Source organism: Phocaeicola intestinalis (assembly GCF_014837065.1).
In the GTDB taxonomy this organism is placed as follows: domain Bacteria; phylum Bacteroidota; class Bacteroidia; order Bacteroidales; family Bacteroidaceae; genus Phocaeicola; species Phocaeicola intestinalis.
In genome coordinates, this window is sequence record NZ_JACSPP010000033.1 from 14108 (window position 1) to 38567 (window position 24460).

General features: G+C 44.8%; 15 protein-coding genes, 3 tRNA genes and 2 pseudogenes. 11 read left to right on the forward strand and 9 right to left on the reverse strand.

The window, feature by feature from the left end; translation table 11 throughout:
* Positions 1-35 precede the first annotated feature (35 nt).
* Positions 36-1172 (forward strand): LptF/LptG family permease, encoded by a 1137-nt coding sequence (locus H9625_RS10775; protein ID WP_087208882.1) that lies wholly within the window; start codon positions 36-38, stop codon positions 1170-1172.
* Positions 1173-1384: 212 nt separating this feature from the next.
* Here H9625_RS10775 and H9625_RS10780 read toward each other — a convergent pair whose 3' ends face one another.
* Positions 1385-1861 carry a hypothetical protein gene (locus tag H9625_RS10780; protein ID WP_087406350.1) on the reverse strand — a complete coding sequence of 159 codons (477 nt, stop codon included), beginning with the start codon at positions 1859-1861 and terminating at the stop codon, positions 1385-1387.
* 396 nt (positions 1862-2257) lie between these two features.
* Here H9625_RS10780 and H9625_RS17740 point away from each other — a divergent pair.
* A pseudogene (locus H9625_RS17740) lies at positions 2258-2392 on the forward strand (IS982 family transposase); the annotation flags it as partial.
* 86 nt (positions 2393-2478) lie between these two features.
* On the opposite strand, the gene H9625_RS10785 reads toward H9625_RS17740, so the two are convergent.
* The 3 genes and pseudogenes from H9625_RS10785 to H9625_RS10795 all read right to left on the reverse strand — a co-directional run bounded on the left by H9625_RS10785 (position 2479) and on the right by H9625_RS10795 (position 6544).
* Complete coding sequence (locus H9625_RS10785; protein ID WP_191764318.1) at positions 2479-3864, reverse strand: aldo/keto reductase; 1386 nt, start codon at positions 3862-3864, stop codon at positions 2479-2481.
* Positions 3865-4096: 232 nt separating this feature from the next.
* Positions 4097-5628: pseudogene (locus H9625_RS10790) on the reverse strand (4Fe-4S binding protein).
* Positions 5629-5641: 13 nt separating this feature from the next.
* On the reverse strand, positions 5642-6544 hold the full coding sequence (locus H9625_RS10795; RefSeq protein ID WP_225226407.1) for an EFR1 family ferrodoxin: 903 nt from the start codon (positions 6542-6544) through the stop codon (positions 5642-5644).
* Between the two features lie 239 nt (positions 6545-6783).
* Here H9625_RS10795 and H9625_RS10800 point away from each other — a divergent pair, with 239 nt between their 5' ends.
* A complete protein-coding gene (locus H9625_RS10800; protein ID WP_022039981.1) occupies positions 6784-7689 on the forward strand; it encodes a helix-turn-helix domain-containing protein in 906 nt (301 codons plus the stop codon).
* A gap of 223 nt (positions 7690-7912) precedes the next feature.
* Positions 7913-8095, forward strand: coding sequence for a winged helix-turn-helix transcriptional regulator (locus tag H9625_RS10805; protein ID WP_022039980.1), 183 nt, complete (start codon positions 7913-7915; stop codon positions 8093-8095).
* 7 nt (positions 8096-8102) lie between these two features.
* Here H9625_RS10805 and nhaD read toward each other — a convergent pair whose 3' ends face one another.
* Entirely contained in the window at positions 8103-9443 is a 1341-nt protein-coding gene (gene nhaD, locus H9625_RS10810) for a sodium:proton antiporter NhaD (RefSeq protein ID WP_191764320.1), read from the reverse strand.
* 256 nt (positions 9444-9699) lie between these two features.
* A complete protein-coding gene (locus H9625_RS10815) occupies positions 9700-10380 on the reverse strand; it encodes a lipocalin-like domain-containing protein (protein ID WP_191764322.1) in 681 nt (226 codons plus the stop codon).
* Between the two features lie 256 nt (positions 10381-10636).
* Between H9625_RS10815 and H9625_RS10820 the strand changes: the two genes are divergently transcribed.
* Positions 10637-11824, forward strand: a complete 1188-nt coding sequence (locus H9625_RS10820) for a DUF418 domain-containing protein (RefSeq protein WP_022039976.1) — start codon at positions 10637-10639, stop codon at positions 11822-11824.
* Between the two features lie 281 nt (positions 11825-12105).
* On the opposite strand, the gene H9625_RS10825 is transcribed toward H9625_RS10820, so the two are convergent.
* Positions 12106-13323 (reverse strand): tetratricopeptide repeat protein, encoded by a 1218-nt coding sequence (locus H9625_RS10825; RefSeq protein WP_087406359.1) that lies wholly within the window; start codon positions 13321-13323, stop codon positions 12106-12108.
* 52 nt (positions 13324-13375) lie between these two features.
* Positions 13376-15913 carry a DNA gyrase subunit A gene (gyrA, locus tag H9625_RS10830; protein ID WP_022039974.1) on the reverse strand — a complete coding sequence of 846 codons (2538 nt, stop codon included), beginning with the start codon at positions 15911-15913 and terminating at the stop codon, positions 13376-13378.
* 411 nt (positions 15914-16324) lie between these two features.
* Here gyrA and H9625_RS10835 point away from each other — a divergent pair, with 411 nt between their 5' ends.
* A complete protein-coding gene (locus H9625_RS10835; protein ID WP_087208845.1) occupies positions 16325-18871 on the forward strand; it encodes an ATP-dependent Clp protease ATP-binding subunit in 2547 nt (848 codons plus the stop codon).
* Between the two features lie 111 nt (positions 18872-18982).
* On the forward strand, positions 18983-21034 hold the full coding sequence (gene htpG / locus H9625_RS10840; RefSeq protein WP_087208844.1) for a molecular chaperone HtpG: 2052 nt from the start codon (positions 18983-18985) through the stop codon (positions 21032-21034).
* Between the two features lie 82 nt (positions 21035-21116).
* On the opposite strand, the gene H9625_RS10845 is transcribed toward htpG, so the two are convergent.
* The gene (locus tag H9625_RS10845; RefSeq protein ID WP_087248031.1) at positions 21117-21629 is read right to left on the reverse strand and encodes a PepSY-like domain-containing protein; all 513 of its coding nucleotides are present in this window, start codon (positions 21627-21629) and stop codon (positions 21117-21119) included.
* A gap of 217 nt (positions 21630-21846) precedes the next feature.
* Here H9625_RS10845 and H9625_RS10850 point away from each other — a divergent pair, with 217 nt between their 5' ends.
* The 4 genes from H9625_RS10850 (at position 21847) to H9625_RS10865 (ending at position 24460) form a co-directional block, all read left to right on the forward strand.
* On the forward strand, positions 21847-24099 hold the full coding sequence (locus H9625_RS10850) for a patatin-like phospholipase family protein (protein ID WP_394354936.1): 2253 nt from the start codon (positions 21847-21849) through the stop codon (positions 24097-24099).
* Positions 24100-24180: 81 nt separating this feature from the next.
* Positions 24181-24254, forward strand: a tRNA-Arg gene (locus H9625_RS10855).
* A 28-nt stretch (positions 24255-24282) separates the two neighbouring features.
* Positions 24283-24356, forward strand: a tRNA-Arg gene (locus H9625_RS10860).
* Positions 24357-24386: 30 nt separating this feature from the next.
* Positions 24387-24460 (forward strand) — tRNA-Arg (locus tag H9625_RS10865).

A 24460-nucleotide genomic window follows, 5' to 3' on the forward strand; every position in this document is an offset into this window, starting at 1 on the left:
AAAAACTGAAATTAAGGACACGACTGCCGCATACAATGCCGAAAAAAAACATTGTTCCGACTGGTTTGAAAAGTATCTTCCAGCAGAAATGGCTGAAACGTCTGGACCGATACATCATTGTCAAATTCTTGGGAACATACTTCTTTGCCATTGCCTTGATTATTTCCATCGCAGTAGTGTTCGACGTCAATGAAAACATCGACCGTTTCATCAACAACAAGGCTCCGCTGAAAGCCATTGTCTTTGACTATTACCTGAACTTCATTCCCTATTATACCAACCTGTTCAGCCCATTGTTTGTCTTCATTGCCGTAATATTCTTCACCTCAAAACTAGCAGAGAACTCGGAAATCATCGCGATGTTTTCTACCGGCATGAGCTTCAAGCGACTGATGGTACCTTATATGATTTCGGCTGCTATCATTTCAGCTGTCACTTTTGTGCTAGGTACAGAGGTCATCCCTACTGGAAGCGTCACACGACTGAGATTTGAAGAGCTCTACAAGAAGAAAAAATCAGCAGATTATGCACGAAATATCCAACTGGAAGTAGACACAGGAGTGGTAGCCTATATGGAAAGGTACGAAAACTACAACAAAACAGGCTACCGCTTCTCGCTCGACAAGTTCGAAGACCACAAATTAGTATCACACCTCACAGCACGCCGCGTGACATACGATACCGCATCGTACCACAAATGGATCATCCGCGACTACATGATCAGGGAAATGCGTGGAATGAAAGAAGTTATCACACGGGGAGAACGTCTTGACTCCATCATTAAAATGGAACCGCAAGATTTCCTCATCACACGCGGCCAGCAAGAAACAATGACCAGTCCACAACTGCGCGAATATATCCGGAAGCAGAAACAACGGGGATTTGCCAACATCAAAGAATTCGAAGTGGAATACCACCGACGGATAGCTATGTCGTTCGCTGCCTTCATCCTAACAGCCATCGGGCTTTCACTTTCTTCGCGGAAGGTGAAAGGCGGAATGGGACTACATTTAGGTATCGGACTGGCATTGAGTTTCTCATACATCTTGTTCCAAACCATATCAGCTACCTTCGCCATCAATGGCAATATGCCACCGGCCATTGCTGTATGGATTCCGAACATTTTATACTTGTTTATTGCTATCTACTTGTATCACAAAGCACCGAAATAAAGAGATAAACGTTATATGAATATTCACAAATAGCCCATACAGGAGCGTATACATACGCCCTGAAGAACAAATCAGGCAAAATGTGGATATTCATAAAACTCTCTATACATGGCTGAAGACAAAAGAAATAATATATGTTATGCAATGTTTTCTAATGACGCAATCAGCATCCATAATAGGCTAAAAAAATTATTCCCGTAAAACTGTATGAACTATATGCCGTCATGTGCTGATATGATGGAGTTCTCTATAAATATATCTTTTACAGCCTGAAGCAGTTTCTCTTTTTCAAATTTCTTCAATTTGCCCGGATATTTTAAGGCCTTTAAAAAATCTATAAATGAAAGGGCTAAAAATTTGAGACATTCTTCTTTCGTAGTCAACTTAAAATAACCTTCGAAATCCACCACAAAATCTACCGTGAGGCATTTATACATTCTTACTTCAGGAGTTACAGAACCCCTAAATTTCAAAGTTTTATCTTCATAATATTTAGGACGACGTGCTTGAAAGAATTGACTGAACTTAGGTGACAAGCATATAAGGCCTATACATATTTCTTCCACTAAATCAGAATTAAATCTAAGTAATCCTTTTGATAGTACACTCTCAAATGCATAGAGTGCATCTTTATAGAAGCTAAAACTTGAAAGTTCTCTGGATGTTTCTATTGCAAATGTCGTTTTCATACCTTGTTATTTTAATAGAACAATATACAAATATAATCGTTTTTTCTTATTATATAAAAGATGGTCTATTGCGTTTATTACCAGAAGGTAATTGTCCATTCTGAAAAAAGTACCAATACAACATTATTTTTTGAGACAACCTTGTAATTACTGTTGTGTAATTACTGTTGCATATTGAAATGCATTATAAGCCGGCAGTCAGATATTTATTTGATAATAATTAGTATATTTGCTTGTAAAATAGTGCCACTTTAGTTAATGAATTGAAGTGGCCACAATTAAATACTATAAATCTTATGGAATTTAAGAAACTGCTTTGAATCTATACAAAAAGTTTTTGGGGCTTGATGCATTCGTTTCGTGTGTGCTTTGGGCGATAAATTCAAAACAGTTTCTGAGCATTCCAAACACCGCTTCTTCAATAACTTTATTGCCAACCCGCTTTCTGCCATAGCTGCATACTGCTTCTTTGAAAAGAAGCCCACCATTGACTTGTGTTTTGCCAATGACGGGCTACCGACTATGTTTTGAATTTATATCGAACTTACATTATGTCTATACTTTTCATAATACAAGCACCGCCTACAGCTATAAGCCAAGATACAAGCCACATCGTCTCAGTCTATTTCCTGTTTCAAGCGTTCCATGTAGGCATCTATCCGGCGTAGTTCGGCGGGGATGTTGATGCGTTGCGGACAGTGGGGGCTGCATTGGTTGCATCCGATGCAATGGCTTGCCTGCCGCAACTTCGGGACACTGCGGTCGTAACCGACAAGGAAGGCGCGACGGGCACTCCGGTAGTTCGCATCCTGTGTGCTTTCCGGGATGTTTCCCTCATTCAAGCACTTGTTGTAATGGAGCAGGATGGCAGGTATGTCAAGCCCATACGGGCAAGGCATACAATATTTGCAGTCGTTGCAGGGAATGGTGTCGAAGCTCATCATCAGCGTGGCGGTTTCTTGCAGGAACGCGAAATCGTCTTCCGTCAGCGGCTTCAAGGGAGAGTACGTGCTCAGGTTGTCCTGCAAGTGCTCCATGCGTGTCATGCCGCTCAGCACGGTGTGGACGCCGGGCAGGCTTCCGGCGAAACGGAACGCCCACGAAGCCACGCTCCTCTCAGGCTCGCGCTGCTTGAGGCGGGCAAAGATGGTGCTGGGCACATTGGAAAGACGGCCGCCCAACAGCGGTTCCATAACGACTGCAGGAATGTTCCGCTTCACCAACTCGTTGTACAGATATTCGGCATCGGTATTCCTCGGGTTGATTTGCTTGGCGTATTTCCAGTCCAGATAATTCAATTGAATCTGCGCAAAGTCCCATTTGTATTCATCGTGCCGCGAGAGCAGGTAGTCGAACACCCGCACATCGCCGTGATAGGAAAAACCAAGATTGCGGATGCGCCCTGCCTTGCGCTCTTCCAGCAGGAAGTCGAGGATGCCGTTTTTCATGTAACGGTTCTCGAACTCTTCCATACTGTCACCCATGCCGATGCCGTGCAGCAGCAGGTAGTCCAGATAGTCCACCTGCAGTTCCTTCATCGAGTTGCGATACATGGCGATGGATGCCTCCCGGCTCCAGCTGGAGGGCGCGAAGTTCGACAGCTTGGTGGCAACGAAATACGAGTCGCGCGGGTGACGGCTTAGGGCGATACCGGTAGCGTGTTCCGACTTGCCCCGGCAATAGGCGGGCGACGTGTCGAAATAATTCACGCCGTGGGCGATGGCATAATCCACCAGTTCGTTCACCATCTCCTGGTCTATCTCCTCATTCCCCTCACGGGCGCTGCGGCCTCCCACAGAGGGCAGGCGCATCATCCCGAAGCCGAGCAGTGACACGCGGTCGCCCGTCGAAGGATTCGTGCGGTACGTCATTTCGCCCGTGGGTTCGGCTACAGCAGAAGCTTTCTTTTCGCTGTTGGCGCATGCCGAAAGTCCGGTGACAGCCACGCTTGCCGCGCCCAGCTTGAAGAAGTCGCGGCGAGAGATATTTTTCTTCTGTTTCATTTTATTTCTTGTTTATTGATTCAACGATAATCTTAATCCTGCCGGATTGGGACTGATGACTGAGTCGACAGCGCTTCTCCTGACGGATTGATGCTGTCCCCGGCGGGGAAAGTGCTTCTCCTGGCGGATTGGTGCTGTCCCCGGCGGGGAAAGTGCTTCTCCTGGCGGATTGGGGCTGTCCCCGGTGGGGAAAGTGCTTCTCCTGACGGATTAGAACTGCCCCCGGATGTTCTTATAGCTCGCTGTGCATCGTATGCCCTTCCACATAGATGGCACTGAACGGTCGGGCAGGGCACAGGTTTTCACACGCGCCGCAACCGATACACCGTTCGGTATTGATGACCGGAATCTTGACCGAGCCCGAGTCACTGCTGTCCGAGGGAATCATCAGTATGGCTCCCGACGGGCAATGGCGGGCACAGTTGCCACAATCTACGCCATCGGTCAGCGGAATACAGTTCTGTTTTATCCATACGGCGTGACCGATGCGCGTGGACGATTTTCGGCAACGGTTATCGGACGGATGGCTCCTGCGGGACAGACTTCGCTGCATCGGGTACATTCCGGACGGCAATAGCCACGCTCGTAGGACATCTCGGGCTGCATCAGTCTCGTCAGGTCGGTGGAGGGGCGGAGCACTCCATTGGGACATACCGACACACAAAGTTGGCAAGCTGTACAATGTCGGGCAAAGTCGCGTGCGCTCAAGGCTCCTGGCGGAACAATCGGTGTGGCACGTTTGGGTACCTTCTTGTCCTCGATGACTGCCAGTCCGCCGTCTACTTTCTTCTCCTGCGCATGGATTGCCGATGTAACGGCAAGCACGGCTGTGGCAGATAGGAAACTGCGGCGGGAAGCCCCCTCAACTCCCCCCGATGGGGAGCTTGAAGTTTCTATTTTAGAAGCCTCCCCTTCGGGAGAGGTTTGGAGGGGCTTGAGAGGTCTGAGGGGCTTAAGACTGATGGCTCCGTGCCGGCACGTATCGATGCAATCCATGCACGCCACGCAACGGCTGTAATCCACAGTGTGTTCCTTTCCGTTGATGCACGCCGCCTTGCATTTTCGCGAACACAGTCCGCAAGCGTTGCATTTGTCCGTATCTATGGTAATCCGTAATAACGAGAAGCGGGAAAGGAAGCCGAGTATCGTCCCCACCGGACAAATGGTGTTGCAGTAGGTCCGTCCGTTGCGCCACGCCAATACACCTATTATAATAAGGGTGAGCACGGCAATGACAAACGTCGGCAGGCTTTTCATCCACACGTCCGTTTCGTAGAAGGCATAGCTGTCTGCCCGTTCGGCAACGTAGGCGAGCAGGTTGTTCCCCCAGCGGTATACGGGCGCAAACAGGTTGCTTGCAATCCTTCCGTATGAACTGTAAGGCGCGAGCAAAGCGACAAACGAACCTATCTCCGCAATCAGGGCAAGAATGAACAATGCCAGTACGCTGTAGCGCAACCACGATTTGGCAGGAGAGTATGAAAAGCGATATTTCTTCTTTTTCCGTCGTCCGCTTATCCATGAAATGACATCTTGAAATACCCCTAACGGGCAGATAACCGAGCAGTACACCCGTCCAAGGACAAGCGTCAAGGCGATGAGCAGCACGATGACGCCCACGTTCAGGGCGAGCACTGCAGGAAGGAATTGTATTTTTGCCATCCAGCCGAACCAGGCGTGCATGGTTCCCGTGAAGTCGAGAAACAGCAGCGTGATGAGCGTAAAGAACAGAATGGCAAGTGTCAGTCTTATTTTTCTCAGCATATCGTCTTTGTTTTTATAGTTTCTGATGGTTTGCTTCCTTGATGCTCCACAGCGACACATGTTCGTTGCGGTAGCGGGCGTTGGGATTCACTTCCTTCATCTGCTTGAAGAGGATGGCTTTCTGCGGGCAGTTGTGGATGCAGGCAAAGCAGAACTCACAAGCGCCTTCCGTCTTTATGCCCGTGGATGTCAGTTCGTAATTGCCACGCGGACATACCTCGGTGCAGATTCCGCAGCCGATACAGGCATCTGTGACGGTAAAGGCATCCTGGCTATGCAGCAGGAAACCCGTTTCCGGATTTACGCCCGAAGCCTGCAGGAATCCGGCATGTTGTTGCCGTTCCAGTTCCGTCACCGGTTCGTGCCAACGGCGCTGTGCAACCAGGTCGGTGCGGATGCGTTCCAGGCTTTCGGGGATGTGCTTGTCTATCTTGATTTGCTCGTTCATATCGAAGTTGGGTAGCCAGTTGTCCACCATAATCATCGTGGTGATGTAGTCGAAGGGACAGCCAGCCTTTCGGGAAACGTCGTCCCATATCTCGACGGAACTGCATTTGCGGTTGCCGTAGGTCAGGATGGCAAACTTGTATCCGGCTTCCAAGTGTGCCTTTTTGATGAACTCCCGCACCATATTGGGCGGCATGTGCCCGTAGACGGGATACACAATGCCGATTTCGTCTGCCTCGAACGTATAACGGCCTTGCTTCACCAGTTGTGGGATACTGAGCAGTTCGGTGTGTTCGTCTGCCAGTTGGCGGGCTACATAGAGGCAGTTTCCTGTCCCTGTGAAATAGAGGATAATGCGTTTCTTTGTCTTGTTTTCGCACGCAGTCAGGGCCGGCATACCCATACAGGCGGCTCCTGCAACGAGCAGCCCCATCCGTTTGAGGGCGGAGCGACGGGAGATTGTTTCCATTGTATGCTTTTGTTTTAATTGGTTTTCAGACAAGGCAAAGGTACGGAACATAACCCGCCCTGACCATACACAGATTACAGAATATAGCACACATATTACAGAACGTCCCTGTTCAGACACGAAACGGTAAACCCATTTCACCGAATCTTATACCGATTTTACCGAAAGGCCTGCCGTGATGTGCTGTCTTTCAGAAGATTTCCGTATTTTTGGACAAACAAATTAAAATGTGAACAAGTATGGGTGAAATATTGGATTTGAAGACGATACATGACTACAACAAGTTTCTCGGTCTGGAGACACTGAACCCGCTGGTGGGCTTCGTCGATTTCTCGAAAGTGGAAGTACTGAAGCATCGTTGCAAATGCTTTGGCTTCTATGCCATTTTCTTGAAAGAGAAAATTCATGGACCTATTACCTACGGACGCAGCAAATACGACTATCAGGAAGGTACACTGGTGTTTATCGCCCCCGGACAGGTGGGTGGCATCAACGACAACGGCGAAACACTACATCCGCAAGGTTATGCCCTACTGTTTCATCCCGACCTTATCCGAGGAACATCATTAGCTCATAAGATGAAAGATTACACATTTTTTTCTTACGAGGCAAACGAAGCCCTGCATATGTCCGAGCGTGAGCGGCAGACTGTTTTCAACTGTTTTAATGAGATACAGGAAGAATTACGGCACGTCATCGACAAGCACAGCAGGAGCATCATTGTTTCCAACATCGAAGTCCTGCTCAACCATTGCCTTCGGTTCTATGACCGTCAGTTTGCTACCCGCGAAGCCATCAATTCGGATGTCCTCACCCGCTTCGAAGCCTTGCTGGGCAGTTACTTTGACTCTACTAAACCGGAAGAACTTGGGCTGCCGTCCGTTGCCTGGTGTGCCGACCAGCTTCACCTCTCCGCCAATTACTTTGGTGACCTTGTAAAGAAACAGACGGGCAAGTCGGCTATCGAATACATTCATCTCGCTGTCATCAGCAGGGTGAAAGATCGCCTGCTGGAAACGAACAAGACCGTCAGCGAAATTGCCTACGAAGTGGGGTTCCAATATCCGCATCACCTGAGCCGGCTGTTCAAAAAGGTGGCTGGGTGTACACCGAATGAGTATCGGATGCAAGGAAAGATAGGATGAATCCGGCTGTAACTCCAGCCTGTTTCATACAACCTGACTAAATTCGAATGCCCATCCAGAGGGTTCCAGTAATCCTCTTTTCAACATACATCAACTGCGTGACAAAATGCATTGCAGTCCTTGCCCAGTCCCAGTACCAGTAGGACTGCAGTCCTACTGGTACTGGGACTGGCAAAGCAGTTAACTGTCTTTACCGACATCTCCATATATTTAACCAGAGTCAATGCCGTTCAAAGAAAAGGAGTTGAAGCGGACTATTTATCCCGAAGTACCTCCACGGGTGGAATATGCACTGACCGGACGGAGCAGGTCACTCCTGCCCCATCTCAATGCATTGATAGAATGGGCGATGGAAAACAAGGACGCCATTCTGACAGACCGGCAAAAAGCGATGGAAAGGAAATGAATCCGTATCAAAGCCCGAGCACAGCCTTCTCTATCCAATATACCAGAATACCTGCCACGTAACCAATGAAAGCAATCCATGTGATACGCTTCATGTACCAACCGAAAGTGATTTTCTCCAGTCCCATCACCACTACTCCTGCAGCCGAACCAATGATGAGCATCGAGCCACCCACGCCCGCACAGTATGCCAGAAGCTGCCAGAAAATACCATCCTGCGCCATATCGCCAGCATCGGCCATCGGATACATCCCCATACAGCCTGCCACAAGGGGTACATTATCAACGATGCTGGAAAGTACACCGATGATGCCGGTGATGAGATAATGGTTGCCATCAAAAGTTTCATTCAATCCCTGTCCCACAATGGACAGCACACCGATTTCCTGCAGACATGCTACCGCCATCAAAATGCCCAGGAAAAAGAGAATGGTGCTCATGTCGATACGCGAGATAATGTTCGACACACGTTTCTGTATATTCTCGTCATGCTCCGGATGACTGCGGTAAAACAATTCGGTCACCACCCACAACGCACCGAGCACCAACAGAATGCCTACGAAAGGAGGTAAATGAGTAATCGACTTGAAAATAGGTACAAAAACCAGTCCACCTACCCCCGTCCAAAATACCGCTTTACGCTGAAACCCGGTCAGTCCACTGCCCATGGAAACCGTGCCTGCATCAGTATCTGCCGACACGTTCCCTTTAAGCGAAAATGAAAGGATGTATGCTGGAACGACTATCGAGACAAGCGAAGGGACAAACAATTCCTTAATGACCCCTGCCGCTGTAATCAGACTTTTGTTCCAAAGCATAATGGTAGTCACATCGCCAATGGGCGAAAAGGCTCCACCCGAATTGGCTGCAATGATAATGAGCGAAGCATAAATCAGACGATCCCTGCGGTCGTCAATAAGCTTGCGGAGAATCATCACCATCACGATGGCAGTAGTCATATTATCCAGAATAGCCGAAAGGAAAAAAGTCATAATGGTAATGCGCCACAACAACGCCCGTTTGCTCTTTGTCTTCAGCATGTCGCGCACAAAATTAAAGCCGCCATACTGGTCAACGGTCTCCACGATGGTCATTGCCCCCATCAGAAAGAACAAGGTAGTGGCGGTACTTCCCAAATGTCCTTCAATAACCGAGCCTGCTGCTGCAGCCACGGCATCGGGCAAGATACCTGCCGGGAAATTGCCCGGATCGAACATATAAAGTGTCCAACAAACAACCAACATCAGCAAGGCTACAGCTGCCTTGTTGACTTTGGTCAGTGTTTCCAAAGCGATACATAAGTATCCAATCACAAATACAATTATGATTGTAACAGTTAAGGTTGACATTGAATGTTATTTTTAAGATTAATATTTATTTTTCAGCAAGAGCCTGACAGGCGAATGCCGCTGCCGCTATAATTTCCACAAGCACAAATGTACAAATTATTCTTCAAATTACCTAACAGCCTGTGACATTCTAGACTATAAGGCTTTTACTCTCCAACAGGCAGTCAGCACAGCTGTCTGACTCCGGAAGACGTCTTTGCAAAATGCCCGAAGCCTGAAGGCATGCCGACCACCTGCTACAGATGCCACTGCCACATCACCGTGCCTCCAGCGACATGCTGTCAATCTTCACCACCTGATAAACACTGGGATAGGAAGCGGCAAAGCCTTCGTCCGATTTTCCCGCGTCAATCACTTCCAGCTCAGCATATACCGGCTTCCCGTTCTTGACACCTCCCGTCAGTTTATCATACGCTTCCAGCAATTCGTCGGTCTTATCAATCACCCAATAGGAAACCGTGTCGCCGTCCGGTGTAAACGCCCGTCTCTCATGGGCGAACACCAAAACACCCGTAGTACGGAAACTGGTTTTCTTCGCCGGCGTAAGTTCTGCCATAGGTACGCTTCTGTCCCCTTGCCCATCGTTTCGGACATACCTCAAGACAAGTGTCCCCCGTTTCAAGAACAGGCTGTCTTGTGTCAGCCCAGCTATTTCAAGCGTGTCCGAAAAAGGTATGGTAACACCGTTGCCGATACTCTTTCCCGAAAGAATAAGCTTATCACCTTCCTGTTTCCACGACTCATACTGTAAAGTGGCCATATTAACGGAAGAAGCCTTACCACCCTCTTCCAATTTGAAGCCCTGTACGCTGTTTTCCATCCCAGGGACAGGTTCCACCCACGTTCCTTCCATCTGGGGCAAATCGCCGCATGACACCAGTAACCCTACCAAGCACACCAGGGAACTCGCTCTCCATAAACAATTGTTTCGTTTCATAGTTTCTCTAAAATTAGAATGTTCATACAAAAATAAGCGAAATATACCAGAAGCGCAACGTTCCTCCCTTAAGAATCGCTAAATCTTCCAGCAAACTTTCCCAGGAAGATACCTCAGAAGAATCTTTTCAAAACGTTGTGTTTTTCCCTGTTTACATGACATAAATGCGCATGTTTTCTGGAGTAATCTCACAAGTTTTTTGTAAGTTTGCACCCATATTAATCTAATTTACTAAAATCATCCAAACACTGATAATATGGGAAACGAACTTCTGCGTTCCAACGAACGAATCTTGGCCATTGACGCTCTGCGCGGATTTGCCGTCATGGGAATCATCCTGCTGCACAACATCGAGCATTTCAATTATTATTCATTTCCGGAAGCAACCTCTCCTCTGCTTGCCAGCCTCGACAAGCATTTATGGGACATGCTGTTCTTTCTTTTTTCCGGAAAAGCCTATGCTATTTTTGCCCTGCTGTTCGGCTTCACTTTCTACTTGCAGAGCCACAACTGTGAAAAGCGTGGGCAAGACTTCCGAAACCGCTATATGTGGAGACTACTGCTACTGCTTGGCTTCGGATTTATCAACGCATCTTTCTTTCCCGGTGAAATACTGGTGCTTTATGCCTTGCTTGGATTTGTATTGGTTCCAGTACGCCACCTCTCCGACAAGACTGTGGCATGGATAGCATGTATCCTGATGTTACAACCTCTGGAGTGGTGCAAAGTTATCTATGCATGCTTCTTCCCTGATGCCAACCCCCAACAGATGATTTACTCGCTGACCGAAGTTTATCCGCAAATGAAAGAGTCATCACTTTGGGAACTGATAAAGGCAAATTTAGTAACTGGACAACTTGCCAGCCTGAACTGGGCATGGTGCTACGGACGCGTGTTTCAGACAGCATCGCTTTTCATGGCAGGTATGCTGCTGGGAAGGAAAGGACTGTTCAGGCTTACTGACGAAACACACGGAAAGGTGATGCATTTTTGGCTACGGGTCGGCATTGCGGCACTACCTAGTGCGGTAGTACTTTACTACCTAAAAGACTTCATCTATTCCCAAATAGCGAACCCCTTCATGAAAGCATCAATGGAAACCATCTGGAATTCGTGGTATAACTTGGCATGCATGTTGGTGATGGTCAGTGCATTCCTACTCCTGTACTGGACAAACAAAGGAAAAGTACAACAACTGCTTGTACCCTACGGCAAAATGAGTTTGACCGACTATATCTCACAATCTCTCATCGGAAGTTTTCTTTATTACGGCTACGGACTGGGGCTACACCGTTATTGTGGAACCACATACAGTCTGCTCATCGGTATTGTGTTTTTCTTACTCCAGCTACTCTTTGCACACTGGTGGTTCCGACACTTCAAACGAGGACCTCTAGAGACCATTTGGCATAAACTGACATGGATACATGCCAAACGCAAATAATCCACTTATACCCCGAACGTAAAAGAGAGAAATATACACTAACGAAAGGTGCGCCAAAACAAAAGTCAACTTTCATTTTATCACCCAAGATGCTCATTTCCCATGGGAATGGGCATTTTGGGTGACATTTTTTTAATAGAATCAGCACACGATAAATTTAAACAGCTTCTAACAAAGTAAAAGAATCGGAATATAATAAACAATGAAAGTCTAGAATATGAAAGTAGGAAGAAAACGACTTCGTTTTCTTCCTACCCGATTGCCTATATGTTGTTGTGTAATTATTGAGCTAACTCTTTTTCCAAAGCATCGTATTCAGCCTTGTTCAGTTTCCAATAGATATTTAACAAAAATTGTCCCCAAAGTTGTTTGTTGTCCGGTTTCAGTTCTTTTGCCTTTTCGTAATTAGGAACAGCCTTTTCATACAATTCCTTAATTTTTGCCTCGTTTGCGGCATATTGGGGATCATCCATTGATATTTTACTATTTTCTTCTACCAACTCTTGAGCCGGGAAAAAATAACAATTACCAATCTGTGAATATGCTTCCCCTACAAAACCATCATTTTTAGCAATAAGTGAATTAAAGGTTGCGATGGCATTATCATAATCCTTCTTTTCATATTGCAGGACACCTTTTACATACAAAAAGTACGGAGTTTCATTTTTTGCCAGAATAGCATCAATTTCACTCAGCGCTGTATCAACTTGCCCTTTTTGGATATAATAGTCCATTAAGTTACCGATAAAATATTCCTGAGTCGGGAATTTTTCAGATCCTTCTTTAATAACTTCCAGCCATTTTACCGAATCTGTCTGTTCACCTTTTCCATAAGCTTCGGCTAAACACATCAACGCGCGATAGCCTTCTTCCTTATGCGTCTTACCGATAGTAGCATATTTGATAACAGCAGCTTTGTCATCCAATGAATTGGCCGCCAATGCTGCGTAGCAGGCGATTAACGGGTTCAACGTGTCGTTCTTCACTGCTTCTTCTTCAGCAAACATCGGATTTTGCGAAGCGTCTACATACAGACCAAAATACTTCAGTGCATCTGCATAGTTTCCGCTATTGTAAGCCTCAGAACCACCATTTGTCAGATTCGGGCGTACGGCTGCCAATGTTTTGGCAAGTTTTTTTCTCAGTTTCGGTTTTTTCAATTCACCACTTTGCACTTTAGCCTGTTCTACCTCATCGCACTTGGTGTAATATTCAAACATTTTCGCCAGACTGTTATACAATTTGGCAGTATCTGCCTGTCCGCCGGGAAGATACAGCTTCATGTTCTCATCATCATAGATGGCTTTTTGGAAATCACCAGCCAGTTTCCACGTTTCAGGATCATTGGCAGTAGAAGGATCAACCAAAGCAGGTTCAATAATTTGAGCCGCCTTAACAGGATCGCTTTTTGCTGATTTTGCTTCTTTCACAACACTTTCTTGTGCCGACACAGCACATACGGTGAAGAAGAGAGCGGTAGTCAATAAAACTTTTTTCATAATTTTAAAAATTTAGATAATACAAACTATTGTTTATTTACGTGTTCTTTAGTTATTCTGTCGGGTTATCGCTTGAAGAAGCATTTCCCTCTTCATTATCCAGTGGCTCGTTCAACGCCTCTTCTGCGTCAGCGGCAGAATCAGCTTCTGAATTGACCTTGCAAACCGAACCGATGCTGTCATTACGTTTACCTAAATCGATTAAACGGACTCCTTGTGTAGCACGGCCCATGATTCGTACATCTGCCACTCTCAACCGAATCGTAATACCTGACTTATTGATAATCATCAAGTCATTTTCATCAGTCACAGATTTTATGGCCACTAATTTACCGGTTTTTTCGGTAATATTCAAAGTCTTTACACCTTTTCCGCCACGATTGGTCTTACGATAATCTTCAATGTCGGAACGCTTGCCATATCCATGCTCAGAAATGACCATTATCGTTTCTTTCTGCGGGTCTTTGATACAAATCATTCCTGCTACTTCATCTTGTCCGTCCTCGTCAAGGGTAATGCCTCTCACGCCTGTAGCAGTACGTCCCATCTCACGTACAGCTGTTTCATTAAACCGGATGGCACGTCCGTTACGGTTGGCTATGACGACTTCATTGCTTCCGTTGGTCATACGCACTTCGATAACGCGGTCGTCTTCACGGATGGTGATAGCATTCACACCGTTTTGCCGCGGACGCGAATATTGTTCGAGCAATGTTTTCTTGATGACTCCCTTCTTGGTGCAGAACAATACGTAATGACTGTTGACAAATTCGGTGTCGTTTAAATTTTTCACACGCAAATATGCGGTAACCGTATCATCCGAATCAATATTCAACAAATTCTGAATAGCACGCCCTTTTGAAGTTTTGTTGCCTTCGGGAATTTCGTATGCCTTCAGCCAATAGCACTTTCCTTTTTGAGTAAAGAACAACAAAGTATTGTGCATCGTGGCCGGATAAATATGTTCGATAAAGTCTTCATCACGTGTCTCGCTTCCTTTTGCTCCTACTCCTCCACGATGTTGCGTGCGGAAGTCGGCGAGCGGTGTACGTTTGATATATCCCATGTGTGAAATTGTAATTACCACTTCATCATCGGCATAAAAATCTTCCGGATTGAATTCTTCAGACGAATAGACAATTTCCGAACGGCGCTTATCCCCATATTTTTCTTTCACCTCAATCAGTTCGTCCTTGATGACTTTCTTGCATAACTCATCATTCGACAGGATTTCCTCGAAATAAGCGATCTGCTTCATCAGTTCTTCATATTCGGCGTGCAGCTGTTCCTGAAGCAATCCGGTCAATTGACGAAGACGCATTTCCACAATGGCACGTGCTTGCACTTCACTCAACTGGAAACGGTCCATCAGATTGGTTATAGCTTCATTGGGAGTTTTAGCAGCACGAATGATACGAATCACCTCATCTATATTATCGGAAGCGATGATAAGACCTTCCAGGATATGCGCACGTTCTTTTGCTTTACGCAAATCGAATCTGGTCCGACGGATGACAACTTCGTGACGATGCTCCACAAACAGACGAATCAAATCCTTCAAACTTAACAAACGGGGACGGCCATGTACCAATGCAATGTTGTTTACATTAAACGAACTTTGCAAATCGGTCATTTTAAACAATTTGTTTAAAACGACATTTGCATTGGCATCACGTTTTACATCAATCACGATACGCATTCCTTCGCGATCGGTTTCATCATTAATATAAGAAATGCCGTCCAGTTTCTTCTCGTTGACCAGCGAGGCTATCTTTTCGATTAACTCTTTCTTGTTTACATTGTACGGAATTTCTCTGACAACGATTTTATCGTGCGTCGGATGTGACTCTATTTCCGCCTTGGCACGCATCACAATCCGTCCACGACCTGTTTCATACGCTTCACGGACACCGCTTATACCATATATATATCCTCCTGTCGGGAAATCAGGCCCTTTAATGTATTTCATCAGACCGTCGACATCAATATCATTGTCATCGATGTATGCCACACAGGCATCGATCACTTCCGACAGGTTATGAGTCGGCATATTCGTTGCCATACCTACGGCAATACCCGATGCACCATTTACGAGCAAATTGGGAATACGTGTAGGCATAACGGTAGGCTCTTGTAACGTATCGTCAAAGTTATTGGTGAAATCAACAGTTTCTTTATACAAATCCTGCATCATCTCCTCCCCTATTTTTTTCAGGCGGGCTTCAGTATAACGCATGGCTGCAGGACTATCACCATCAACAGAGCCGAAATTTCCCTGTCCGTCTACCAGCGGATAACGCATGGCCCAGTCTTGAGCCATGCGCACCAATGCACCATAAACGGAAGAATCGCCATGTGGGTGATACTTACCCAACACCTCACCTACGATTCTGGCAGCTTTTTTATAAGGTTTGTCTGATGTATTGCCCAATTCCATCATTCCATAAAGGATACGGCGATGAACAGGCTTAAATCCATCTCTCACATCAGGGAGGGCACGCGCTACGATTACCGACATAGAGTAATCGATATACGACTTTTTCATTTCCTCCTCAATGTTGATTTTTATGATTCTGTCTTGTTCTTGCATTGAAACAAATTAAAAATTAATATTACTTTTTCATCCGTTAAAAATCACGCTAAATTACGACTTTTTGTTGAATTGGCAAAACAAAATCGTCAAGTTTTAGAAAATGCATTGAAAACAAACCGCTTATACAAGCAATGGATGGCACAAAAAAACGTCATCGGCACTCATCATCTGACACGTCTGTCACGAAGATATATCCGTCCGGCCACGAAAATAGCTTCACAAGCGGAAGAATATATATTAGATGGCCAAAGAAAGTATGTGCTTGCATAATTGCAAGGCATAAGCACAAGTGTGGCACAGATTTTGTAAAATAAACAAGGAAAAGCAAGATTATATATAAATATAATGTTATCTTTGCAAAGACATGATATACTAACAACTATTCCGAAAGGGAGGAAAAGAGACTTTATGAATAACCAATTTACACAACGGGTTTCTGACGTTATCCAATACAGCAAAGAAGAGGCCAACAGACTGAGAAATACCTGCATCGCCCCCGAGCATCTGCTTCTAGGACTGATAAGGGAAGGGGAAGGGAAAGCTGTACACATCTTGGAAAGCTTATATGTCAACCTTCAGAAAGTAAAAGAAACACTGGAAGAAGAATTGCGCATGTACTCGGATATGTCAGATACTTACTCTGATAATATCACGTTCAACAATCAGGCATCTAAGATATTAAAGATGAGCATACTGGAAGCCCGTTTTTTAAAATCCCAAATTGCCGATACCGAACACATGTTGCTGGCAATTATGAAAGAAGACCACAATAAAGCATCTCAGACATTGGAAGAAAACGAAGTAACTTACCAGAAAATACTAGACAAACTAGTACCAAAGACTGAACCGCAAAGCGGATTGGACTTCGGAGAAGAAGAAGACGAAGAAGATGAAAACATCCGGCACCAAAGTTCTAATAGCGGACGCGCATCTTACCCTTCTGATTCTCAAAAGACAACACAAACCAGACAGCAAAAACCGGACAATAACACACCGGTTCTGGACTCTTTTGGCACAGATATGACTCAACTGGCCGCAGAAGGAAAGCTGGACCCCGTCGTTGGACGTGAAAAAGAAATCGAACGGCTGGCACAGATTCTGAGCAGACGCAAGAAAAACAATCCGATTTTAATAGGCGAACCAGGTGTAGGCAAATCAGCCATTGTAGAAGGGCTTGCCCTGCGCATCATAGAAAAAAAAGTGTCGCGCATCTTGTTTGGGAAACGGGTCGTGGCTCTTGACATGACTGCCATTGTGGCAGGCACCAAATACCGCGGACAATTCGAGGAACGCATCCGTGCTATTTTGAATGAACTGAAAAAAAACACAAATGTAATTTTGTTTATAGACGAAATACACAACATCGTGGGAGCCGGTTCGGCAGCCGGATCAATGGATGCAGCCAATATGCTAAAACCCGCGTTGGCACGTGGTGAGATTCAATGCATTGGAGCTACGACACTGGATGAATACCGGCAGAATATTGAAAAAGACGGTGCTTTAGAACGTCGTTTCCAAAAAGTGCTGGTAGAGCCTACCACTCCTGAAGAGACGCTTCAGATTCTGCGTAATATTAAGGATAAATACGAAGAACATCACAACGTAACATATACAGAAGCCGCATTGGAAGCCTGCGTCAAACTGACAGAGCGTTACATTACCGACCGAAACTTCCCGGACAAGGCTATCGATGCCTTGGATGAAGCAGGATCGCGTGTACATCTGACCAACATTACGGTACCAAAAGAAATCGAGAATCAGGAGAAGATGATAGATGAAGCACGGATGCACAAAACCGAAGCAGTGCGAATGCAAGATTTTGAATTGGCTGCAAGTTTTCGTGACCGTGAAAAATCATTGTCCGAAGAACTGGAAACAATGAAAGCGCGGTGGGAAGAAAGTTTACGTGAAAACCGGGAGAAAGTCGATGATAAACAAATCGCAGACGTCGTTTCTATGATGTCGGGTGTCCCCGTGCAACGCATGGCACATGCCGAAGGCAATAAGCTGAGAGGCATGAAAGATGAATTGCTTTCAAAGGTCATTGCGCAAGACAAAGCTGTAGAAACATTGGTGAAAGCCATCCAACGTAGCCGCATGGGACTGAAAGACCCCAACAAGCCAATCGGTACTTTCTTATTCCTAGGACCGACCGGCGTGGGCAAGACTCATCTGGCAAAAGAATTGGCAAAAGAAATGTTCGGATCGGCTGATGCGCTCATCCGGATTGACATGAGCGAATATATGGAGAAATTTACAGTATCACGTTTGGTTGGAGCCCCTCCGGGCTATGTCGGTTATGAAGAAGGAGGACAGCTGACAGAAAAGGTACGCCGTAAACCCTATTCCATCGTTTTGCTTGATGAGATAGAAAAGGCACATCCTGATGTATACAATTTACTGCTACAAGTAATGGATGAGGGAAGACTGACAGATAGCTACGGCCGGACTGTTGATTTCAAAAACACGGTCCTTATCATGACCTCAAATATCGGCACACGGCAGTTAAAGGAATTTGGCAAAGGCATTGGTTTTGCAGCCCAGACCCGCAATGACCAGGATGACAAAGAATATTCGCGCAGCGTTATCACCAAAGCCTTAAACAAATCATTCGCCCCCGAATTCATTAACAGGTTAGATGAAATTATTATGTTCGACCAATTAGACCTGAATGCTTTGCAGAAGATTATCGACATCGAATTGAAAGGTTTGTATAGCCGAATGGAAAACCTTGGATATAAGCTGGAAATCACCGACGATGCCAAACGGTTTGTAGCATCAAAGGGATATGACGTTCAATTTGGAGCACGTCCGCTGAAGCGTTCTATACAAAACAATCTGGAAGATGGAATAGCCGAATTACTGCTAAACCAAGAAACGCAGACGGGGGATACCATTCGGGTAAGCACAGAGGCTGATAATAAAGCACTGAAAATCGAGCTTGTCCGGCCATAAGCATCAGAGCAAGAAAACAAGAATACAGACAAAATGTCAGACGGATGCCGTCTGGCATTTTTTTTGTCAGTACTGAAATGGATTTTTGATTATCATTAAAACTATAATTATATGCAAAAAGGTAATATTGGGGTTACAACAGAGAACATATTCCCCATCATCAAAAAGTTCCTGTACAGCGATCACGAAATTTTCCTGCGTGAACTGGTGTCGAATGCTGTTGATGCTACTCAAAAGCTGAAGACGTTAGCTGCTACAGGCGATTTCAAAGGAGAATTGGGTGACTTGACCATTCATGTCAGTGTGAATAAGGAGCAAGGTACCATCACCATTTCCGACCGTGGATTGGGACTGACTGCCGAAGAAATCGACAAATACATCAACCAGATTGCTTTTTCGGGAGCCAACGATTTTCTTGAAAAATACAAAAACGACGCGAATGCCATCATCGGACATTTCGGGTTAGGTTTCTATTCAGCCTTTATGGTTGCCAAAAAAGTAGAACTCATTACCCGTTCTTATAAAGAAAATGCCCAGTCTGTAAAGTGGACATGCGATGGAAGTCCAGAGTTCACACTGGAAGATGCCGAACGGAATGACCGGGGTACCGACATTATTTTACACATTGATGATGACTGCAAGGAGTTTATCGAGGAATCACGCATTCAAAACCTGCTGACCAAGTACTGTCGTTTCTTGCCTGTTCCGGTAGCTTTCGGAAAGAAAAAAGAGTGGAAAGACGGCAAACAGGTAGATACAGAAGAAGACAATGTCATCAATGACACTTGTCCTATTTGGACCAAGAAGCCAAGCGAATTGAAAGACGAAGATTATAAGAAATTCTACCGCGACTTGTATCCAATGTCAGACGAGCCACTATTCTGGATTCATCTGAACGTAGACTATCCGTTTAACCTGACCGGTGTGCTGTATTTCCCGAAAATTAAAAGCAACATCGAGTTGCAACGGAACAAAATCCAACTCTATTGCAACCAAGTATACGTAACCGACTCTGTAGAAGGAATCGTTCCTGACTTCCTGACCTTACTGCATGGCGTAATCGATTCACCGGACATCCCGTTAAACGTATCACGCTCGTACTTGCAAAGCGATTCGAACGTGAAAAAGATTTCTACGTATATCACAAAGAAAGTAGCCGACCGTCTACAGTCTATCTTCAAAAACGACCGCAAAGAATTTGAAGAAAAATGGGACGATTTGAAAATCTTCATCAATTATGGTATGCTGACGCAAGAAGATTTCTATGAAAAGGCAAACAAGTTTGCCCTCTTCAAAGATACGGAAGGCAAGTACTACACATTCGACGAATACCAGACATTGATAAAAGACAACCAGACCGACAAAGAAGGCAACCTGATATACTTATATGCTAACAATATCGACGAACAATATACGTATGTCGATACAGCTAAGAACAAGGGTTACAGCGTATTGTTACTTGACGGACAACTGGATGTCCCGATGGTCAACATGTTGGAACAGAAACTTGAAAAAAGTCGTTTCACACGTGTAGATAGTGACGTGATTGACCGTCTGATTGTAAAAGAAGACCAAAAAGGAGAAGCATTAGCAGAAGACAAACGGCAGATATTGGCCACAGTATTCAACGGACAACTGCCCAAACTGCAAAAAACCGAGTTCCATGTAGAGACTCAACCCATGGGCGAAACTGCCGCTCCGATTGTCATCACACAATCAGAATACATGCGCCGTATGAAAGAAATGGCAAACATCCAGCCGGGCATGAGCTTTTACGGTGAAATGCCGGATATGTTCAATCTGGTTCTGAATAGCGACCATAAACTCATCAAACAAGTTTTGAATGACACAGAATCGGCTTGTGCCGAACAACTGGTTCCTGTAGAAGGTGAAATCGCCACATTGAAATTGCGTGAAGGAGAACTACGTAAGGCTCACGAAGGCAAGAAAGACGAGGAAATCCCGACAGCAGAAAAAGATGAATTGAAAGATATCGACAAGAAACTGGACGAAAAGAAACAAGAAAAAGACAGCATTATCAACCGGTATGCAACAGATAACAAGATTGTTCACCAACTTATCGACTTGGCTTTGTTGCAAAACGGAATGCTGAAAGGCGAAGCGTTAACGAACTTCGTGAAACGTAGCGTTGAATTGATTTAAAGATGTTTCCATCAAATTCGATATTCTTCTTTTAAGAAAAATCGCCCTACACATACATCTTTATATGTGTAGGGCGCATTTTTTATTGCAACTGCGTGCCATCGAATCCGATTTTCACGTAAATATCATTCGGTTCATTTTCAATTTCCACATCAAAATAGTCACCGTTAATACCGCCTGGCATATCTACGCGGTCAACATCTTCTACCTGTCTTCCTCCTGCAATATTACTAATGGTTTCACGTACAGCTTGCGGAATGACATCAGTAGACGATGGATTGAAGTAATAATTTTCCACATTAAATTCTGTACGAAGCCATTCTCCTTCCTGCGAATACCAGGCTTCCGCCTGCGTATTCAAGTCAAGTTCCCATTCTGCCACTGTCCCATTGAAAAAGAAATCTGCCTTGTAATTTCCCCATTCAGCTTCCCATTCTACCCACTGTACATTGGGATATTGGCTTTGGAAGTTTTGCTGTACGGTTTGAGGAATATCCGACATTTTCAAATCATCGTCATCATCACAACTCTGAAACACGAATGCACCTGCAACAGCTAAAGCAGGCAACACATAAAATTTCCACTTATTTTTCATATTCTTGCGCTTTTATAAACTGAATTTGTTTTGATACGACAAAATTACCGAAGAATTCTGAAAAGATTCTGAATTCTTTTTCATTTTGCAAAAATAGACGATTTATTTCGGCTTAAAGTTTTTTTTATCTATCTTTGGCTAACCTAAAACAACTATAGATTATACGATGAATAAAATACATTTAATCCTGATATACCTTTTTCTATGCATCTTACCGATGAAGTCACAGAAAATCGGGTTAGTTTTAAGCGGCGGAGGAGCAAAAGGATTGACCCATATAGGTGTCATCCGTGCTTTAGAGGAAAACAATATTCCGATAGATTATGTGACGGGAACTTCGATGGGAGCTATTATAGGGGCACTTTATGCCATGGGTTACTCGCCCGATGACATGGAAAAATTATTGAAATCGGATGATTTCAAACGTTGGTATACGGGAGGAATGGAAGAAAAATACATATATTATTTCAAGAAAAATCCTCCAACCCCTGAATTTATTAATGTACGGGTTTCACTCAAAAATCCCCTTCACAAAGTAAAAGCCCAGTTTTTGCCTTCCAGTGTGGTTGATCCGCTGCAAATGAATTTAGCCTTCCTTCAACTCTTCGGTCAGGCCACAGCATCGTGTCACGGAGATTTCAATCAATTATTTATTCCCTTTCGCTGTGTGGCTTCGGATGTGTATAACAAACGTCCCATTATTTTCAGCAAAGGAGATTTGGGCGATGCCGTGCGTGCCTCAATGAGTTTCCCCGCCATGTTCAAACCCATCGAAATCGATTCTGTATTGGCATACGATGGAGGTATTTATAACAATTTCCCAACCAATGTCATGATGGATGACTTCCATCCTGACATTATGATAGGCAGTGTGGTTAGCTCTAATCCGGGAAAACCGAAAGAAGGAGACTTGATGGGACAATTGGAAAACATGATTATGCAAAAAACAGATTATTCCATCCCCGATTCGCTGGGCATTTTAATGACATTTAAATATACCGATGTCAACTTGATGGATTTTGACCGTTTTGATGAGTTGCATGATATTGGTTATAACCGGACTATCCAACTGATGGATTCGATAAAAATGCGTATATCACGCCGCGTCAATTATCGCCAGTTGGAACGGGAGCGCATTGCCTATAAAAACCGGATGCCTGAATTTCGCTTCCGCCGGATAGAAATCGACGGTGCCAATGAACAGCAAAAACGTTATATCCGCAAAGAGTTTCATTCTTCAGACAAGGAGGTGTTTACACTGGAAGATTTGCGAAAGGGATATTTCCGGCTGATGACCGATAACATGATTTCCGAAATCATCCCCCATGCCATATATAATGCCTCTGATCACACATTCGACCTGCACCTGAAAGTGAAAATAGAAGACGACCTTACCCTTCGTGCAGGGGGCAACGTAGGCTCAAACGGTTCTAACCAGATTTATGTAGGTGCTACTTATCAAAATTTGAACAACTATTCGAAAGAAGTATCTCTGGATGCACAGTTGGGACAGATATACAACAACCTGCAAGTATCGGGACGGATTGACTTGCCTTCTCACCTGCCGACATCTGTCAGACTGATAGGTTCGCTTTCTTCTTTCGATTATTTCAAGCAGGAAAAGCTATTTACAAAAGGCAATTCACCTGTATTCAGCAAGAAACGTGAAAAGTTTGTGAAACTATTGGTGTCAATGCCTTTTCTTACAAGGCAAAAGGTAGAATTCGGCATTGGATTGGGTGATTTACAAGATGAATATTTCCAAAAGAACGTCATTGATTTCAACAATGACCTGAATGATAAAAGTCATTATATGATTTTTGGCGGCTCGGTAGCACTTGAAGGAAACACATTAAATAGCCGCCAGTATGCTACGGCCGGACGGCGCGAACGTCTTGTTGCAAACATTTATACTGGCCGCGAACGCTACGAGGCAGGTTCTAGTGTAGATCCCTATAATGGAGACTATAAATACGAACAATCCTGGCTACAATTGTCGTATAAAATGGAACGTTATTATGCGCTATCGCCTAAATTTATATTAGGCAACTACATCCATGCCTATTATTCGTCACGAAACTTCAGCCATAATTATACAGCCACCCTAATGCAAGCAGGAGAATTTTCCCCCACCGCCCACAGCAAAATCACCTACAACGAAGCATTTCGCGCCAATCAGTTCATCGGAGCGGGTATTATGCCCATCTATCAGTTTACGCCAGTATTCCATGCGCGGGCAGAACTGTATGGATTTGCGCCAATCTTCCCGATACTCCGTGACGACCAGTCCCAAGCATATTATGGGAAATTATTCAGCCGAATAGAATATCTGGGGGAAATTTCTTTAGTAGTGAAACTACCCTTCGGTTCCATCAGTGCTTACGTAAATCATTATAGTTCACCGACTAAAAATTGGAATTTCGGTCTTACATTGGGTTGGCAGATATTCAATACACGATTCATAGAATAAAAAAACAGAAAAAAAATCGCTTCAAAATTTGCATATTATCCAAGAAGTATATACCTTTGCACCCGTCAAACAAAAAGAGATGGCCGCGTAGCTCAACTGAATAGAGTAGCTGACTACGGATCAGCCGGTTACAGGTTTGAATCCTGTCGCGGTCACACTCTCAAGAATGACACGTGAAAGAATGGTCGCGTAGCTCAACTGAATAGAGTAGCTGACTACGGATCAGCCGGTTACAGGTTTGAATCCTGTCGCGATCACACTTCATGATAAATAGAATTTCCAATGATGGCCGCGTAGCTCAACTGAATAGAGTAGCTGACTACGGATCAGCCGGTTACAGGTTTGAATCCTGTCGCGGTCA